The sequence below is a fragment of the Mesorhizobium sp. WSM4310 genome (genome assembly GCF_007003935.1).
GTDB lineage: Bacteria > Pseudomonadota > Alphaproteobacteria > Rhizobiales > Rhizobiaceae > Mesorhizobium.
In genome coordinates this window covers 20,803-37,419 of sequence record NZ_VFTA01000002.1, presented here as the reverse complement: position 1 = coordinate 37,419, position 16,617 = coordinate 20,803, and the positions used below count along the sequence as shown (strand labels likewise).

At 64.5% G+C, this 16,617-nt stretch carries 14 protein-coding genes; 6 read left to right on the top strand and 8 right to left on the bottom strand.

Going from position 1 to position 16,617, the window contains the following annotated elements; genetic code table 11:
- Positions 1-134 precede the first annotated feature (134 nt).
- From FJV80_RS03185 to FJV80_RS03165, 5 genes are all read left to right on the top strand, one after another.
- Positions 135-1,073: a glycosyltransferase family A protein gene (locus tag FJV80_RS03185; RefSeq protein ID WP_142875534.1), complete on the top strand. Its 939-nt coding sequence runs from the start codon at positions 135-137 to the stop codon at positions 1,071-1,073.
- 100 nt (positions 1,074-1,173) lie between these two features.
- Positions 1,174-2,265, top strand: a complete 1,092-nt coding sequence (locus tag FJV80_RS03180; protein WP_142875533.1) for a DNA topoisomerase IB — start codon at positions 1,174-1,176, stop codon at positions 2,263-2,265.
- A 98-nt stretch (positions 2,266-2,363) separates the two neighbouring features.
- A complete protein-coding gene (locus FJV80_RS03175) occupies positions 2,364-2,738 on the top strand; it encodes a YciI family protein (protein WP_095772692.1) in 375 nt (124 codons plus the stop codon).
- Complete coding sequence (locus FJV80_RS03170; protein ID WP_142875532.1) at positions 2,735-4,009, top strand: RNA polymerase sigma factor; 1,275 nt, start codon at positions 2,735-2,737, stop codon at positions 4,007-4,009. The genes FJV80_RS03175 and FJV80_RS03170 overlap by 4 nt, the downstream gene beginning before the upstream one ends.
- 186 nt (positions 4,010-4,195) lie before the next feature.
- A complete protein-coding gene (locus FJV80_RS03165; protein ID WP_095772694.1) occupies positions 4,196-5,710 on the top strand; it encodes an aldehyde dehydrogenase family protein in 1,515 nt (504 codons plus the stop codon).
- 112 nt (positions 5,711-5,822) lie between these two features.
- On the opposite strand, the gene FJV80_RS03160 is transcribed toward FJV80_RS03165, so the two are convergent.
- Entirely contained in the window at positions 5,823-6,551 is a 729-nt protein-coding gene (locus tag FJV80_RS03160) for a hypothetical protein (RefSeq protein WP_246688889.1), read from the bottom strand.
- 296 nt (positions 6,552-6,847) lie between these two features.
- Here FJV80_RS03160 and FJV80_RS34420 point away from each other — a divergent pair, with 296 nt between their 5' ends.
- Positions 6,848-7,018 (top strand): hypothetical protein, encoded by a 171-nt coding sequence (locus FJV80_RS34420; RefSeq protein WP_185975125.1) that lies wholly within the window; start codon positions 6,848-6,850, stop codon positions 7,016-7,018.
- Positions 7,019-7,086: 68 nt separating this feature from the next.
- Here the strand turns inward: FJV80_RS34420 and FJV80_RS03155 are convergent, their stop codons facing one another.
- The 7 genes from FJV80_RS03155 to ntrB all read right to left on the bottom strand — a co-directional run bounded on the left by FJV80_RS03155 (position 7,087) and on the right by ntrB (position 16,591).
- Positions 7,087-9,948, bottom strand: coding sequence for a nitrate reductase (locus FJV80_RS03155; RefSeq protein WP_142875530.1), 2,862 nt, complete (start codon positions 9,946-9,948; stop codon positions 7,087-7,089).
- A 2-nt stretch (positions 9,949-9,950) separates the two neighbouring features.
- Positions 9,951-10,280, bottom strand: coding sequence for a nitrite reductase small subunit NirD (nirD, locus tag FJV80_RS03150; protein WP_095772697.1), 330 nt, complete (start codon positions 10,278-10,280; stop codon positions 9,951-9,953).
- Between the two features lie 205 nt (positions 10,281-10,485).
- Positions 10,486-12,936 carry a nitrite reductase large subunit NirB gene (gene nirB / locus FJV80_RS03140; protein WP_095786927.1) on the bottom strand — a complete coding sequence of 817 codons (2,451 nt, stop codon included), beginning with the start codon at positions 12,934-12,936 and terminating at the stop codon, positions 10,486-10,488.
- A gap of 10 nt (positions 12,937-12,946) precedes the next feature.
- Positions 12,947-14,188 (bottom strand): nitrate/nitrite transporter, encoded by a 1,242-nt coding sequence (locus FJV80_RS03135; RefSeq protein WP_179295813.1) that lies wholly within the window; start codon positions 14,186-14,188, stop codon positions 12,947-12,949.
- A 116-nt stretch (positions 14,189-14,304) separates the two neighbouring features.
- Complete coding sequence (locus FJV80_RS03130; RefSeq protein WP_095772748.1) at positions 14,305-14,496, bottom strand: twin-arginine translocation signal domain-containing protein; 192 nt, start codon at positions 14,494-14,496, stop codon at positions 14,305-14,307.
- Positions 14,497-14,889: 393 nt separating this feature from the next.
- Positions 14,890-15,687: an ABC transporter ATP-binding protein gene (locus FJV80_RS03125; protein ID WP_095772700.1), complete on the bottom strand. Its 798-nt coding sequence runs from the start codon at positions 15,685-15,687 to the stop codon at positions 14,890-14,892.
- Positions 15,688-15,697: 10 nt separating this feature from the next.
- The gene (gene ntrB / locus FJV80_RS03120; protein ID WP_095772701.1) at positions 15,698-16,591 is read right to left on the bottom strand and encodes a nitrate ABC transporter permease; all 894 of its coding nucleotides are present in this window, start codon (positions 16,589-16,591) and stop codon (positions 15,698-15,700) included.
- Positions 16,592-16,617 lie beyond the last annotated feature (26 nt).

Sequence of the window (16,617 nt, the reverse complement as noted above, 5' to 3'; positions counted from 1 at the left end):
CGCGAAGCGTTCCGCCACTGCAATTGTGGGTGGAGGAAGCGACTTCTCAAACATCGAAGGGGTCGCTAATCTCTATTCGTTTCGAGGGACAGCCATTTTTTGCTGCCAATGGGCGCGGGCGCGGGGTCTTTTAATTGAAAGCGGTCAGCGTCGTCATCCCGGCCTACAATGCGGCGGCCACGATCGCGACAACGCTGGCGTCGCTTAGCAGTGAGGCCGACGTCATCGGCGAGGTCCTGCTGGTCGACGATGCATCGACCGACAACACGGCTGATGTCGCAAGGCAGGCAGCGGCGCAATTGGCCTTGCCGCTGCGCGTGCTGCCTGCCGAATGCCGCGACGCCGGCGGCGCCCGCAACGTGGCGCTGGCCCAGGCGCTCCATCCCTGGGTGTATCTGATCGACGCCGACGATTTGCATCTTCAGGGCGGATTGCGCGCGCTGCTGCGGCAGGCGGAGGACCAGCCGAAGGCCGGAATGATCGTAGGGGCCTACCGGCGGCGGGTGAACGGCCAGGATCGGCAGATCAAGATTCCGAACGGCTATCAGGCTGCGTGCCTGACAAATGCTTCGGCCTACGTAAAAGGCGACATACGCTCCGTCGCCGTGGGCAGCGTTCTGGCGTCCCGGCAACTGATCGGCGATACACAGTTTCCGGTGGGCCTTGCCTATGACGAGGACACGCTGTTCTGGGCGCGGCTGATGAGCAAGGCTTCGCTGGCCATGACGCCGCAACCCGTCATGGTCTATGAGGTTTCGCCGGCCCGTTCCGACGACCGCTTTGCAATCAACCCGGTGCGGCGCTTCCTGGAGTGGCGCCGGGAATTGCGCACGCTCACCGATTGCGGCATCCCGGTCTCGGCGCTCAAGACCAGGGAGGGGCTTGTCGCCCTCAAGATCGCCCGCGTCCACTATGCGCGCGGCGACCTGGACATTGCCGCGCGCTTCCTGGCAGTGGCCGCTGCCGCGCCAAAGCGGCGGTCGGAAGCCTGGCGCTGCCTGCGCTACAGGCTCAAGCTCGCGGTGCGACGGCGGCTGTCGGCGCCGCGGGTGGAACTGCAGGGCGCCTCGTAAGGTTCCGTCCTTCGCTTGCCGCGCCAGCCGACTTTCGCGGCAGGGCGTGGAACCAGCTGTCGGCCAGCAGCTTATCTACGCATATTTGCGTGGAGCTTGCATGCTGCAGAGATCCGGATTGCCGCCCTGCCGGTCAACCGACGGCGACGCCGCGCCGAAGAACGGGGCGCAAAGCGCGGCCGGGCACGCCGCACTGACCTATGTCAGCGATGCCGAGCCCGGTATACGCCGGCTAAAGACAGGCAAGGGATTTTCCTACAAGGGGCCGGACGGGAAAGCGGTCTCCGATGCCGCCAGGGCGCGTATCGAGGCGATCGTCATCCCGCCGGCCTGGACGGATGTCTGGATCTCGCCTGATGCCGACGGGCACATCCAGGCGACTGGCAGGGACCAGCGGGGGCGCAAGCAGTATCGTTATCATCCGCAATGGGCCGAAGAACGCGACGGTGCCAAATATTCGAGCCTCGTTGCCTTCGCCGAAAGCTTGGCCAGCCTGAGGCGCACGATAGACAGCGATTTGCGCCGCCACGGCCTCCCGTTCGAGCGCGTCGTCGCCGCGGTCGTCTGGCTGCTCGACAACACGATGATCCGCGTCGGCAATGCCGCCTATGCGCGAGACAACAAGAGCTTCGGCCTGACGACGTTGCGCGACCGTCATGTCGATATCAAGGGATCGAGGCTGCGCTTCGCCTTCGAGGGCAAGTCCGGCAAGGAATGGAAACTGAAGCTGGTCGATCGCCGTATCGCCGGCATCGTGCGGGGTGCGCAGGACCTGCCGGGCCAGAAACTGTTCCAGTATCTCGACGAGGAAGGCAACAGACGCCCGATCCACTCCGACGACGTCAACCGCTACATCAGGGATGCCGCCGGCGATGCGTTCAGCTCCAAGCATTTTCGCACCTGGGGCGGCACCATCCATGCCGCGTCGCTGTTTGCGCAGACGGAGCTGCCCGAAACCCAGGCCCAGCAAAAGCGGGTGATGAACAGCGTCATCGACAAGGTGGCCGAGCGGCTGGGGAACACGCGCGCCGTCTGCCGCAAATGCTATATTCATCCGCTGGTTTTCGAGGCCTGGTCGCAGGGACGGCTGCTGGCAGAAATGGCGGAAGCCAACAAGCGCAAGCGGCCGATCGAGGGTCTCGATGACGAGGAAGCGATCGTGCTGAGATGGTTGAAGTCGCATCAACGCTGACTGGCGGCGATTGACGGTCGCTCAATCCGTCTTTTTTGTCGACGTCGTGTCGGGATCGGTCATACTGTTTCGTCCTTTGATACAGAAAAGGACCAGCCATGCTCTACGCCATACTCTGCTATGCCTCCGAAGACGTCGTCAGCTCCTGGAGCAAGGCGCAGGACGACGAAGTCATGGCCAATCTCCTCAACGTTCAGGACAAGTACGCCAAGGCTGGCCGACTTGGCCCGGTGGCGCGGCTTTTGCCGACGACGGCGGCGACGACGCTGCGGAAAGTGAAAGGCGAATCGGTCGTCATCGACGGGCCCTTCGCCGAGACCAAGGAGCAGTTCCTAGGTTTCTACACCCTCGACTGCGCCGATCTCGACGAGGCCGTCGAATTCGCCCGTGAGCTCTCCGAGGTCAACCCGAGCGGCGGCTCCTATGAGATCCGGCCGGTCTCGGTGTTCAATCCCACCGGGGTTGCCGTATGACCGAACTTGCCTGGATCAGCTCCGCGATCAGCGCCGCCCGCCCGCAGGCAATGGGCGCGCTGCTGCGCTATTTCCGCGATCTCGATACGGCGGAGGAAGCTTTCCAGGATGCCTGTCTCAGGGCGTTGAAGAACTGGCCGCAGAACGGGCCGCCGCGCGACCCGGCGGCGTGGCTGATCTTCGTCGGCCGCAACAGCGGCATCGACGCGGTGCGCAAGCGCGCCAAGCAGGCGCCGATGCCGGAAGAGGACCAGATCTCCGATCTGGAGGATGCCGAGAGCGACATCGCCGAGCGGCTGGACGGCGCGCACTATCGCGACGACATCTTGCGGCTGCTGTTCATCTGCTGCCATCCGGACCTTCCGGCAACGCAGCAGATCGCAGTCGCGCTGCGCATCGTCTCCGGTCTCACCGTCAAGCAGATCGCTCGCGCCTTCCTGGTCGGCGAGAGCGCCATGGAGCAGCGCATCACCCGCGCCAAGGCGCGCATCGCCGACGCCGGCGTGCCGTTCGAGACGCCGGGCGCGGTCGAGCGCTCCGAGCGGCCCGCCGCGGTGGCGGCGATGGTCTACCTGATCTTCAACGAAGGCTATTCGACCAACAGCGGCGAGGCGCCGGCCCGCGCGCCGCTATGCGAGGAGGCGATCCGGCTTGCCCGGCTGTTGCTGCGGCTGTTCCAGACCGAGCCGGAGATCATGGGGCTGACGGCGCTGCTTTTGCTGCAGCATGCGCGCGCGCCGGCCCGCTTCGACGGAGACGGCGAGATCGTGCTGCTGGAGGACCAGGATCGCGGCCTGTGGAGCCGCAAGATGATCGACGAGGGGCTGGCGCTGGTCGACAAGGCGTTGCGCCATCGCAAGCCCGGTCCCTATCAGGTGCAGGCGGCAATAGCCGCTTTGCATGCCCGGGCAGAAAAGGCCGAGGACACCGACTGGGTGGAGATCGACCTGCTCTACGGCCTGCTCGAACAAATGCAGCCGTCGCCCGTCATCACGCTCAACCGCGCGGTGGCGGTCTCGAAAATACGCGGCCCGGAAGCCGCCCTCGCGATGATCGAGCCGCTGGAAGAAAGGCTTTCCGGCTATTTCCACTTCTTCGGCCTCAAGGGCGGACTGCTGATGCAACTCGACCGGGGTGAGGAGGCGCGGGTTGCCTTCGACCGCGCCATCGCGCTGGCCAACACGGCGGCGGAAGCGGCCCATATCCGCATGCATATCGACCGTTTGATGAAAGACGGCGCCGTGCGCGTGCCGGCGAAAAAGGCCAACTGAGCCGCGTTTGCCCTCTGGCTCAATCGTGTCGCCCGGGCTTAGACCATGCCGGGGTGGCGATTTTCCCTTGAAACGAGTAAGGCCACGCCATGACTGTGCCCGAAGTGCCTTTTCGGCACGCGGGCGAATGGCGCGAGGCTTTGATCCGACGCCAGATGATGACGACGGGATCTGAAAGGGACAAAAATGACCATTGCGAAGGAAACGGCCGAGCTTCTGGCGAAACTGGGTGTAGCCAAGGACGCGCTTGCCGGCGGCGACCTCATCGTGCGCAGCCCGGTGACGGGCGAACAGATCGCGGCGCTGAAGACCATCTCGCCGGCCGACGCGGCAAAGACCATCGATGCCGCGCACAAGGCGTTCCAGTCCTGGCGGCTGGTGCCCGGTCCGAAGCGCGGCGAACTGGTAAGGCTGCTCGGCGAGGAATTGCGTGCGCACAAGGCCGAACTTGGCCGGTTGGTGTCGATCGAGGTCGGCAAGATCCCATCCGAGGGGCTCGGCGAAGTGCAGGAGATGATCGACATCTGCGATTTCGCCGTCGGTCTGTCCCGGCAATTGTACGGTCTGACCATCGCTACCGAGCGTCCGGGCCATCGCATGATGGAAACCTGGCATCCGCTCGGCGTCGTCGGCGTCATTTCCGCCTTCAACTTCCCGGTCGCGGTGTGGTCGTGGAATGCGGCACTGGCACTGGTCTGCGGTGACGCGGTGGTGTGGAAGCCATCGGAGAAGACGCCGCTGACCGCACTTGCCTGCGAAGCGATCTTCAAGCGCGCGGTCAAGCGTTTCGGCGCCGACGCGCCGCAGGGGCTGGCGCCGGTGCTGATCGGCGACCGCGCCGTCGGCGAAATCCTGGTCGACCATCCCAAGGTGCCGCTGGTTTCGGCGACCGGCTCGACCCGCATGGGCCGCGACGTCGGTCCGCGCCTGGCCAAGCGCTTTGCGCGTGCCGTGCTGGAACTCGGCGGCAACAATGCCGGCATCGTGGCGCCCACCGCCGATCTCGACATGGCACTGCGTGCCATCGCGTTCGGTGCCATGGGCACGGCCGGCCAGCGCTGCACGACGCTGCGGCGCCTGTTCGTGCATGAGAGCGTCTACGATGCCTTGGTGCCGCGCCTGAAGAAGGCCTATCAGAGCGTCTCGGTCGGCAATCCGCTGGAGACCTCTTCGCTGGTCGGGCCGCTGATCGACAAGGCGGCTTTCGATGCCATGCAGAAGGCGCTGAAGGAAGCCACCGCCCATGGCGGCAAGGTGACCGGCGGCGCGCGCGTCGAGAACGGCCACCCGGACGCCTACTACGTGCACCCGGCGCTGGTCGAAATGCCGAAGCAGGTGTCGCCGGTGACAGAAGAGACCTTCGCGCCGATCCTCTATGTGATGAAATATTCGGATTTCGACGCCGTGCTCGACGAACACAATGCGGTGGGTGCGGGCCTGTCGTCGTCGATCTTCACCCGTGATCTGCAGGAATCGGAGCGTTTCCTCGGTGTCGACGGTTCGGACTGCGGCATCGCCAATGTCAATATCGGCACGTCGGGCGCCGAGATCGGCGGTGCCTTCGGCGGCGAAAAGGAGACCGGCGGCGGCCGCGAGAGCGGCTCGGATGCGTGGAAGGCCTACATGCGGCGCGCCACCAACACGGTGAACTATTCCAAGGCGCTGCCGCTTGCCCAGGGTGTTTCGTTCGACATCGACTGAGAACGCCGAGGTCTGCCCAAGATCAGTGTCGGTGATGCTCGGCGAGCGTCAATCGACACACGGCAATCCGCCTCACGCGTTCCCCAAAATCGGCCCCTGTGCAGGGCGCTGCTCAGTCACCGCCTTGCGATGGCGGGAAACAAGCCTTGAAGGCGTTGTCGACGACAGCCAGCTTGGCGGCCTGCACGGTCATGTATTCCTCGTAGAACCCGTGCGACACCCACATCACCGAATGGCCGCGTTGGCCAAGCCAGCCAATGCTGCCGAGTTCCTCGGCAGTGCGCAGTTTGCGGCCGAGATGGGTCCGCGACAGCTTGAGCCATTTGGCGAAATCGCCGATCGAAACGACGCTGGTCGGAATCCGCTCCAGGCCGGCATGATCCGGATCGATGCCGGACATCAGCCAGTCCATGACGATACCGCCATTGTTGAGCCAGATGAAAAGGGAAAAGGTCTGGTTGGGTTCGCGCACCGGCTTTGAGGCCAGCAGGCCGTCAGCGATCAGTGGCTGCAGCGTGGCAAGCATGTCGGGCCGTTCCAGATATCTACCCAGCCGGTCGCCGCCATCGATATGGTCAAGCGTGCGCAGATGGGCGGTCACCCAGCCGGTGAACCTCTCGATGGTGGCGGCCGTCGGTTGCAGGGGATGCGTGCGGCCGTCCCCACCCGCCACATACTCGGCGATGTTGTAGTGCAGCATCTCCTTGATGAAAGCATCCGCCGTATTGCGGCTGGCCACGGCGTTCTTGTGCACGACCTCGGTGAAACGCGAGACGGTCAACTCCTTGCGGCGGTTGTTCGGGTCCCGCCGGAAATGCATGGAAAGGCCGACATGAGCCATCAGCCAACGTTGCTGCGTGGCAAAGATGGAAGCCAGTCGCGGGGTTTCCTCATAGATTCGGATCAGGGACTGCGACTGTTCCTGTACGTAGCGGTGCAAGGCCGGATGGGCGGCTATGTCTTCCAGATTCAGCGCGGATCTCCCGATCTCTTGAATCAACTCGGATAGCGAAGTTGCGTTCCCTATTTTTCAGCCTTCAACACTTGTGTCCAGACGTACCATTTGCGGACAACAGGGCCAGCCGAGGCATGGATCGAGAGTGGCGGGTTCGTGGTTCAGTCCGCTAACTGATTGCTATGGCTTGGAAAACCTCTCGCAACGATAGCCAGCCGAACGGCTGCCCGTTGAAGGGCGACCTGTGCGTCCTGGCCCTCCTTGAAATTCACCTGGATGAGCGGGCAGGTGACCATTTCCAATTGCTGGTCCACGGCGGCATCACCCCATCCACCAATATGGTCGAAGCCTGAAGTCGAATTAACAGTTGGTCAGGTTTGGCGTGGCCTCGCGGACAGCTCAAATCATACAGGATTGCGGCTCACTCGGCCGCTTGAACGCGGCCAGCCTGGATGAGGGCGCGGATCTCGGACCGGCAGGAGCCGCAATTGGTGCCGGCCTTCAGCGCGCCGCCGATGGCTTCGACAGTGGTGCAGCCGGCCACCACCGCGGCCACGATCTGGTTGGCCCCGACGTTGAAGCAGGAACAGACGGTCGCGCCGGCATCCGGCCGTTCGGCACCGGCGCGGCCGGCGACGATCCTGAAGCGCTCGCGCTGGCTGGCGTGGACCTCTTCGAGCTGTTCGGCCGCCCAGCCGCGCGACACCGCGACCGGGCCCCGGGCGACGAACAAAGCACCCGTGAGGTGCTCACCGTCGAAGGCAGCGATGCGGTGCTGGCCGGCGTCGCGGTCGTGATAGGCAAGCATTTCGGCCGAAGGAGCCTCGAAAAGCGAGCCGGCGAAGGCTGTCCAGTCCGCGTCGTCGTCGGCAAAGGCAAGCTCGACCCGCCATCCGCCCCTGCAACGAGCGACCGCCCAATAGTCAGCAGCAATCGCCTCGGGACGGCGGCGCATCACGGCGAAACCAAAGGCCTTTGCGGCAAATTTCTCGATACGGGCCGCGACATGTTTCAACGCCGGCTGACCTGAAACCGGATCGATGAGCGGTGCGGTCAATGCGTCGAGCCGGCCTTTTGCCGCGAACTGATCGGTCCAGTGCATCGGCGCGAAGACGCTGCCTTGGCGCTGGCGTGACGTGATCAAGGCGCGGACCAGGACGTCGCCACGCGGGCTGGAGATCCGCACGATGTCGGCGTCGCCGATGCCGTGGTGCTGCGCGTCCACGGGATGGATTTCGACAAAGGGCTCGGCGATGTGCTGGGACAGACGCGGGCTTTTGCCGGTGCGCGTCATGGTGTGCCAGTGGTCGCGGATGCGGCCGGTGTTGAGGATGAGCGGGAAGTCGGCGGTGGTGCGGGTTTCCGTGGTGGCGCGGATGGCGATGAAGCGGGCTTTGCGGTCGGATGTGTAGAAGTGGCCGTTGGCGAAGAAACGCGCGGGTTGCTGCTCCGTCGTGCTGTTCGCTTGTTGCGAATGTCGAGCTTGATCGCCCCCCTCTGTCCTGCCGGACATCTCCCCCTCAAGGGGGGAGATCGGCAGCTCCGACGCCGGGTCTCCGGTTGCAACGCTGGAGATTGGCGAAAGCCGATAAAACAGCTGATTTCCCCCCTTGAGGGGGAGATGGCCGGCCGGCCAGAGGGGGGTGCCTTGGCTCGGCGCTGGCCATTGGAAAGGCTCAAGCGCTGCATAGGTCTCATCATCGACACTTGCATAAGCGCCAATATCGAAATCCCGCGCACCGTCATTCTGAAACCCAGACAGGGCGGCATGCTCGCCAAAAATTTCCGCCGGCGTCTCATGCCCGAACGCCTCGGCAAGACCCATCCGCCGCGCCACCTCCGCGATGATCCACCAGTCGGGCCTCGCCTCGCCGGGCGCCGCCAGAAACGACCGCTGGCGCGAGATGCGGCGCTCCGAATTGGTGACGGTGCCGTCCTTTTCGCCCCAGGCGGCGGCGGGCAGCCTGACATGGGCATGATGCACCGTGTCCGTGCTGGCCAGCACGTCCGAAACCACAACGAACGGGCAAGCCTTGATTGCCGCTTCGACGGCGTCTGCGTCCGGCATCGAATCGACCGGGTTGGTGGCCATGATCCACAGCGCCTTGATGCGCCCGTCGGCCACGGCTTGAAACATCTCGACGGCCTTCAGCCCGGGTTTTTGCGCGATGTCGGGCGCATTCCAGAAGCGCTGGACGCGATCGCGGTGTTCGGGATTTTCGATCTCCATATGGGCGGCGAGCATGTTGGCCATGCCGCCGACCTCGCGACCGCCCATGGCGTTGGGTTGGCCGGTCACCGAGAACGGCCCGGTTCCCGGTTTGCCAATGCGGCCGGTGGCGAGATGGCAGTTGATGATGGCGTTGACCTTGTCGGTGCCGGACGACGACTGGTTCACACCCTGGCTGTAAACGGTCACCGTCTTCGCGGTCGCTGCGAACAGGCTGTAGAAGCGGGCAAGCTCGTCTTCGCTCAGGCCTGTTGCGGTGGCAACACTGGTGAGATCGAGCGCCGATGCTGCAAAAAGAGCTTGTCCGAAGCCGGTCGTATGCTCTGTGATATAGGCGCGGTCGAGCGCATTGTGCTGGCCGAGCCAGGCGAGCAGGCCGGTGAACAGGGCGACGTCGCCATCGGGCGCGATCGCCAGATGCATGTCGGCGATATCAGATGTCATGGTGCGGCGCGGATCGACCAGCACGATCTTCATCTCCGGCCGCTTTTCCCGGGCCGCCGCGATGCGCTGGTAGAGCACGGGATGACACCAGGCGAGGTTGGAGCCGACCAGCACGATCAGGTCGGCGCGTTCCAGATCCTCATAGGTTCCCGGCACCGTGTCGGAGCCGAAGGCGCGGCGGTGGCCGGCGACGGACGAGGCCATGCACAGGCGCGAATTGGTGTCGATGTTGGCCGAGCCGATGAAGCCCTTCATCAGCTTGTTGGCGAGGTAGTAATCCTCGGTCAGCAGTTGCCCCGAGACATAGAAGGCGACCGCATCCGGTCCGTGCTCGGCAATGGTCCGCGAGAAAGTCGAAGCGACGATGTCGAGCGCCTCGTTCCAGCCTGTCCGGCGGCCGTGGATTTCGGGATGAAGCAGCCTGCCGTCGAGACCGATAGTCTCGGCCAGGGCGGAACCCTTGGAGCAGAGCCGGCCGAAATTCGCGGGATGATCGGGGTCGCCGCGGACAGACACCTGCCCGTCCGCGGCGACTTTCGCCAAAACGCCGCAGCCCACCCCGCAATAGGGGCAAGTGGTCCTCACCTCGCGTGCTGCGTCGATCTCCATGGTCAGGCGGCGCGGCTGGCCAGCGCTTCCAGCGCCAGGAACAGGCGCTCGCCCTCGACCTTGACCGGGATGGTGCGTACTGCGCCTTCGTCGGCGCCGAGCGCCTTGCCTGTCTCCAGCGAGATCACCCAATTGTGCAGGGGGCAGGTCACCGCCGCGCCATGGACGATGCCTTGGCTCAGCGGCCCGCCCTTGTGCGGGCAATGGTCGTCGATGGCATAGACCTGATCGTCCTGGGTGCGGAAGACGGCGACCTTGCCTTGCGGGGTGGCGACACAGCGCGCACCACGGCGGGGGATGTCGGAGATGGTGCCGATGGCGATCCAGTTCATTGGGCTGCCTTTGCTTGATAGGATTGCGCCAAGGCCTCTGTCCTGCCGGACATCTCCCCCTCAAGGGGGGAGATTGGCAGCCTCGATGACGGCGACCGTCCTGCGACGTTGGAGATTGGCGAAAGCCGAAACGACATTCGATCTCCCCCCTTGAGGGGGAGATGGCCGGCAGGCCAGAGGGGGGTGCTTCGCGCAAACATCTCCATCACTCCGCCGCCTGCGCAAACCCGACCGAAGCCATCGGCCGAAACTCGTGCTTGTCCTTGCCGGAGACGCGTTCTGACCACGGGTCGACCTGGGCGAATTTCTGGGAGAAGACGAAGCGGTCGTAATAGGCCTTGCGCTTGGCATCGTCGTCCATGATCTGGCGCTTGATCTCGGGGATGCCGATGCGCTTGGCCCATTTGTAGATGCGTTCGAGATAGCGGCCCTGCTCGCGGTACATCTGCGTCAGCGCCACGATATGCTCCAGCGCCTCGTCCTCGGTCTTCACAAGGCCGAGCACTTCGGTGCCCTTGATGTCGAGCCCTGCCGCTCCGGCGAAATGGATCTCGTAGCCAGAATCGACGCAGATGACGCCGACATCCTTGCAGGTCGCCTCGGCGCAGTTGCGCGGGCAGCCCGACACCGCCATCTTGACCTTGGCCGGGGTCCACGAGCCCCACATGAATTTCTCGATACGGATGCCCAGCCCCGTCGAATCCTGCGTGCCGAAGCGGCACCAGTCGGAGCCGACGCAGGTCTTCACCGTGCGCAGGCCCTTGGCGTAGGCGTGGCCGGAGACGAAGCCGGCCTGGCCGAGATCGGCCCACACCGCCGGCAGGTCCTCCTTGCGAATGCCGAGCATGTCGATGCGCTGGCCGCCGGTGACCTTGACCATCGGGATCTCGAACTTGTCTACGACGTCGGCGATAGCACGCAGTTCTGCGGCGTTGGTGACGCCGCCCCACATGCGCGGCACCACCGAATAGGTGCCGTCCTTCTGGATGTTGGCATGCACCCGCTCGTTGATGAAGCGCGACTGGTAGTCGTCGGCGTAGTCGTCCGGCCAGTCGCAGACGAGGTAGTAGTTGAGCGCTGGACGGCATTTGGCGCAGCCGCAGGAGGTCTTCCACTCCAGTTCCTGCATGACGGCGGGAATGGTCTTAAGGTGCTTTGCCTTGATGAGCCGGCGCACCTCGTCGTGGCCGAGCGTGGTGCAGGAGCACATGGGCTGCACGGCCGCAGGGTTGTATGTGTCGCCGAGCGTCAGCACCATCAGTTTCTCGACCAGCCCGGTGCAGGAACCGCAGGAGGCGGACGCCTTGGTGTGCGCCCTGACATCGTCGAGCGAGGTCAGGCCCTTGGCCGTGATAGCGCCTGTGATCTTGCCCTTGCAGACGCCGTTGCAGCCGCAGATTTCCGCATCATCCGGCAAGGCTGCAACGGCCGCCATAGGGTCCAGCGGGGTACCCCCCTGATAGGACTGGCCGAAGATCAACGTTTCGCGCATTTGCGAAATGTCGGTCTGCTTCTTCTTGAGATCGTTGAACCAGGCACCATCCGCCGTCTCGCCATAGAGCACCGTGCCGATGATGCGGTCGTCCTTCAGAACGAGCCGCTTGTAGACGCCGGCGGCGGCGTCGCGCAGCACGATCTCCTGGCGGTCCTCGCCCTCGGCAAAGTCGCCGAGCGAGAAGAGCTCGATGCCGGTGACCTTGAGCTTGGTCGGCGTGTCCGAATGGACGAAGGCGGCGGCCTCGTTGCCGGCAAGCTGGTGGGCGGCGACGCGAGCCATCTCGTAGAGCGGCGCGACCAGCCCATAGACCATGCCGTTGACCTCGGCGCATTCGCCGAGCGCGTAGATGTCGGGGTCGTTGCTGCGCATGCCGGCATCGACGACGATGCCTCTGTTGACGGCGATGCCAGCCTCCTTGGCCAGCGTCGCGTTCGGCCTGATGCCGACGGCCATCACCACCAGCGTCGCCGGAATGACGGTGCCATCGGCGAGCTCGACCCGCTCGACCTTGCCGTTGCCGGTGATTGCCTGGGTGTTGGCCTTGGTGATGACCTTGATGCCGCGTTGCTCCACCGCGCGCTGCAGCAGGTAGCCGGCGGCCGGATCGAGCTGGCGCTCCATCAGCGTCGGCATGACATGCAGCACGGTGACGTCCATGCCTTGCGCGTTGAGGCCCGCTGCCGCCTCCAACCCGAGCAGCCCGCCGCCTATGACGACCGCCTTGGCCCGCGACTGGGCGGCCAGCATCATGGCTCGTACGTCGTCGAGATCGCGGTAGGTCAGCACGCCGGGAAGGTTGTGGCCCGGCACCGGAATGATGAACGGCACCGAGCCGGTGGCGATGACGAGCTTGTCGTAGGGCTCGGTTACGCCATGGTCGGAGGTGACGGTTTTCGCCTGCCGGTCGATGGCAACGATCTTGTGACCCTTGTAGAGGGTGATGCCATGCTTGATGTACCAGCCGTCACCATGGATGATGATCTCCTCATAATCCTTTTCGCCCGACAGCACCGGCGACAGCATGATGCGGTCATAATTGACGCGGGGCTCGGCGTTGAAGATGGTGACGGCGTAGCGGCCCGGCGCCTGCTCGAGGAGGTGCTCCAGCATGCGCCCGGGGGCCATGCCGTTGCCGATGATGACGAGTTTTTCTGTCATGTCCGCTCTCTCACTCAGCCGCATAGGAAAGGGGTGAAACTTCGGCGGATGCCGCGCGCTCCATGCGCCGGATGGAGACATGCATCCAGGCAAGGCAGGTGGCGACGATGACGAACAGCAGCATGAAGCAGCTCGACCACACGCCTGTGAGGTCGTTGAGCGCGCCGAAGGCGATTGGCAGGATGAAGCCGCCGAGCCCGCCGATCATGCCCACCACACCACCGACCGCGCCGACATTCTGCGGATAGTAGGCCGGGATGTGCTTGTACACCGCGGCCTTGCCGAGGCTCATGAAGAAGCCGAGCACGCAGGCGACGGCGATGAAGGCGAGCGGGCCGATCTCGAAATGGAAGGCGATCGGCCCGCTAATGCCGCGCACGACGTAGTCTGCCGAGGGGAGAGACAGAACGAGAGTCGCGACGGCACTGACGGCGAACGTCGAATAGAGCACGGTGCGGGCACCGATCCGGTCGGAAAGCACGCCGCCATAGGCGCGGAAGACGCTTGCGGGAATTGAATAGGCCGCACCGATCATGCCGGCGGTCGCAAGCCCGAAGCCGTAGACGCCGATCAGGTAGCGCGGCAGCCAGAGCGACAGCGCCACGAACGCGCCAAAGGCGAAGAAATAGTAGAAGGCGAAGCGCCAGACCTGCACATTCTTGAGCGGCGCGAATTCCTGCCAGAAGCTTCTCGTGGGTGTTGCCTTGCCGGCGCGGCGCTCGCGGATGACGGGATCATCGCCGGTGGTGAACCAGAAGATGGCGGCCATGACGACGAGCGCTGCGGCCCAGATCAGCGCCACCGACTGCCAGCCCCAGGAGAGAAGCACGAAGGGCGCCAGGAACTTGGTGACCGCGGCCCCGACATTGCCGGCACCGAAGATGCCGAGGGCCGTGCCCTGCCTGTCTGCGGGGAAGAAGCGCGAGACATAGGACACGCCGACGGCGAAGGAGCCGCCGGCGAGCCCGACGCCAAGCGCGGCGACCAGCATCTGCCCGTAGGTGTGCGCGAAAGCCAGCAGGAAGGTCGCCGCCGCCGCCGCAAGCATGGTCGCGGTGTACACCAGCCGTCCGCCAAAGCGGTCGGTCCAGACGCCGAGCACCATGCGCACGAGCGAACCGGTGAGGATCGGCGTGCCGACGAGCAGGCCGAACTGCGTCTCGTTCAGCCCGAGATCCTGCTTTATGCGCACGCCGATGATTGAAAAGATCGTCCACACCGCGAAGCATACGGTGAAGGCGATGGTGGACATCACAAGCGCCTGCCGGGGGGCATTGTCCTGGCTGGGCGGGGCTGGGAGATTTGCGGTCAATGTCTGGCTCCGGTCTGCGGCGTGGGAGGCACCGCGGATATTTTGTGGGTGAATGATCAGCGACGCGGCATCGATGGATGCAACGAGACCGAGTTCGCGACGGTCAGGTCCTTGCCTTGAATCTTGGCGCCTGTCGGAAACAGCAGGAGCGCGGCGGTGAACAGTGCCGCCGTCAGCGCGCTGCTGGCCAGAAAATCGCGCCGCGTGAAGTCCGCGAGGGACGCGCCAGTTCCGATCCGTTTCGTCATCGTCGTCTCCGTTTGGGCGCCGCTTGGGCCAGCGCCGTCGATCTCGCAAAAACAAAAAAGCCGCCGGCCAGGTCTTCGCGCGTCCGTCCATCCGGGATTGCGCATTGACCTGAGCGGCAGCTTTGCCTGTGGCGCCCGCCATTGGACGCCGTATCACTTGGCCCTTGCGGGCCTACATTCCGAAATGCAGGAAGCGTGCCAATTCTAGAGCTCCCTGGATTATCGAATGAAATCAATGTGAACCGCAGCCGAACGACTTTTGGCCAAGCGCGGCAGCGGATCAAAGATTAGTCAGAATGCCTTGCGGCAGCGTAATATTTGTGCAGTGCGGTAGGCTGCCTATTGCCGATGCACATTGCCAATTGCCGATGATTGCGCTTTTCGGTCATGGCCTTATTCGGCGGCTGCGACGAAGCGGTGGCGTTCGTAGAGGAACTTCAGCACCGCCTCACGGCAGCGCAGGAAGGTCCGGTCTGAAGAAAGTTCGACGCGCCGGCGTGGGCGCGCCAGCGGCACCGCAAGCACCTCGCCGATGGTCGCTGCCGGACCATTGGTCATCATGACGATGCGGTCGGAGAGCAGCACCGCCTCGTCGACATCGTGGGTGATCATGATCGTCGTCGAGCCCAGCCTGGAATGAATGTCCATCACGGCATCCTGCAGATGGGCGCGCGTCAGCGCATCGAGCGCGCCGAACGGCTCGTCGAGCAGCAGGATCTTCGGCTCCATGGCGAGCGCCCGGGCGATGCCGACGCGCTGCTTCATGCCGCCCGAGATTTCCGCCGGGCGCTTGTCCCTGGCGTGCGCCATCTGCACGAGGTCGAGATTGCGCATGATCCAGTCATGCCGCTCGGCCTTGCTTTTGCTGCGGCCAAAGACTTTGGACACCGCCAGGTTGATGTTCTCGTAGACGGTCAGCCAGGGCAGCAGCGAGTGGTTCTGGAATACCACGGCACGCTCGGGGCCGGGGCTGTCGACTTCCTTGTTCTCGAGCAGCACGGCACCGGCGGACACCTTGGTCAGGCCGGCGATCAGGTTGAGCAAGGTCGACTTGCCGCAGCCGGAATGGCCGATGATGGAGACGAATTCGCCCTTGTCGATGGTCAGCCGGATGTCTTTCAGCACCTCGGTGACCTGGCCGCCGCGGGCGAAGGTTTTGTCGATATGGTCGAGTTTCAGATAGGCGGTCATCGCGCTGTCCTCACTTTGCCGTAGTGCCGCGGGTGACGAAGGCACCGACGCCAGCGACCAGGCGGTCGAGGCAGAAGCCGGTGACGCCGATATAGGCGAGCGCGACGATGATGTCGGGCAGCCGCGACGAATTCCATGCGTCCCAGATGAAGAAGCCGATGCCCACGCCGCCGGTCAGCATTTCGGCGGCGACGATGGCGAGCCAGGACAGGCCGATGCCGATCCTCAAGCCGGTGAAGATATAGGGTGCTGCGGCCGGCACCATGATCTTGACGAAGAACTCGAACGGGTTGAGCCGCAGGATGAGGGCGACGTTGCGGTAGTCCTGCGGGATGTTGCGCACGCCGACGGCGGTGTTGATGATGATCGGCCAGATCGACGTGATGAAGATGACGAACAGCGCCGACGGGCTGGAATCGCGGAACGCCGCCAGCGACAGCGGCAGCCAGGCCAGCGGCGGCACGGTGCGCAGGATCTGGAACACCGGATCGAGGCCGCGCATCGCCCAGATCGACTGGCCGACCAGCGCGCCGAGCGCCACCCCGACCACCGCCGCCAGGCCGAAGCCGATGGCGACGCGCTGCAGCGAGATCAGCACCCGCCAGGCCAGTCCGATATCCTGCGGGCCATTGTCGAAGAACGGATGCGCGATCAGGTCATAGGCCTCGTTCCACACCTGGCTCGGCGGCGGCAGGCTGGCGGTCGGTGACGAGCAGGCGACCTGCCAGACGACGAGCAGGAGGGCGATGACGACGGCAGGCGGCACCAGCGCCGTCGCGACCTTGCCGGCAATGGCGAGCGGGTCGATGCGGCGTCGGCTCTTGGCTGTGAACGCAACCAGTTCGGCGGCGGGCTTTGCCGGAAACGCCTTCACCTTGGTGTCCTCGATGGTTTGGATGGACATGTCTTGGAAACACTCCTGGGCGCTGG

Excerpts from the sequence above, each read along its gene's own strand:
- nirB (WP_095786927.1), bottom strand. The coding sequence starts at position 12,936 with ATGACAGAAAAACTCGTCATCATCGGCAACGGCATGGCCCCCGGGCGC.
- FJV80_RS03135 (WP_179295813.1), bottom strand. The coding sequence starts at position 14,188 with ATGTCCACCATCGCCTTCACCGTATGCTTCGCGGTGTGGACGATCTTT.
- FJV80_RS03165 (WP_095772694.1), top strand. The coding sequence starts at position 4,196 with ATGACCATTGCGAAGGAAACGGCCGAGCTTCTGGCGAAACTGGGTGTA.
- FJV80_RS03155 (WP_142875530.1), bottom strand. The coding sequence starts at position 9,948 with ATGGAGATCGACGCAGCACGCGAGGTGAGGACCACTTGCCCCTATTGC.
- FJV80_RS03180 (WP_142875533.1), top strand. The coding sequence starts at position 1,174 with ATGCTGCAGAGATCCGGATTGCCGCCCTGCCGGTCAACCGACGGCGAC.
- FJV80_RS03170 (WP_142875532.1), top strand. The coding sequence starts at position 2,735 with ATGACCGAACTTGCCTGGATCAGCTCCGCGATCAGCGCCGCCCGCCCG.
- FJV80_RS03125 (WP_095772700.1), bottom strand. The coding sequence starts at position 15,687 with ATGACCGCCTATCTGAAACTCGACCATATCGACAAAACCTTCGCCCGC.
- FJV80_RS03175 (WP_095772692.1), top strand. The coding sequence starts at position 2,364 with ATGCTCTACGCCATACTCTGCTATGCCTCCGAAGACGTCGTCAGCTCC.
- FJV80_RS34420 (WP_185975125.1), top strand. The coding sequence starts at position 6,848 with ATGGCTTGGAAAACCTCTCGCAACGATAGCCAGCCGAACGGCTGCCCG.
- FJV80_RS03130 (WP_095772748.1), bottom strand. The coding sequence starts at position 14,496 with ATGACGAAACGGATCGGAACTGGCGCGTCCCTCGCGGACTTCACGCGG.
- nirD (WP_095772697.1), bottom strand. The coding sequence starts at position 10,280 with ATGAACTGGATCGCCATCGGCACCATCTCCGACATCCCCCGCCGTGGT.
- ntrB (WP_095772701.1), bottom strand. The coding sequence starts at position 16,591 with ATGTCCATCCAAACCATCGAGGACACCAAGGTGAAGGCGTTTCCGGCA.
- FJV80_RS03160 (WP_246688889.1), bottom strand. The coding sequence starts at position 6,551 with ATGGCTCATGTCGGCCTTTCCATGCATTTCCGGCGGGACCCGAACAAC.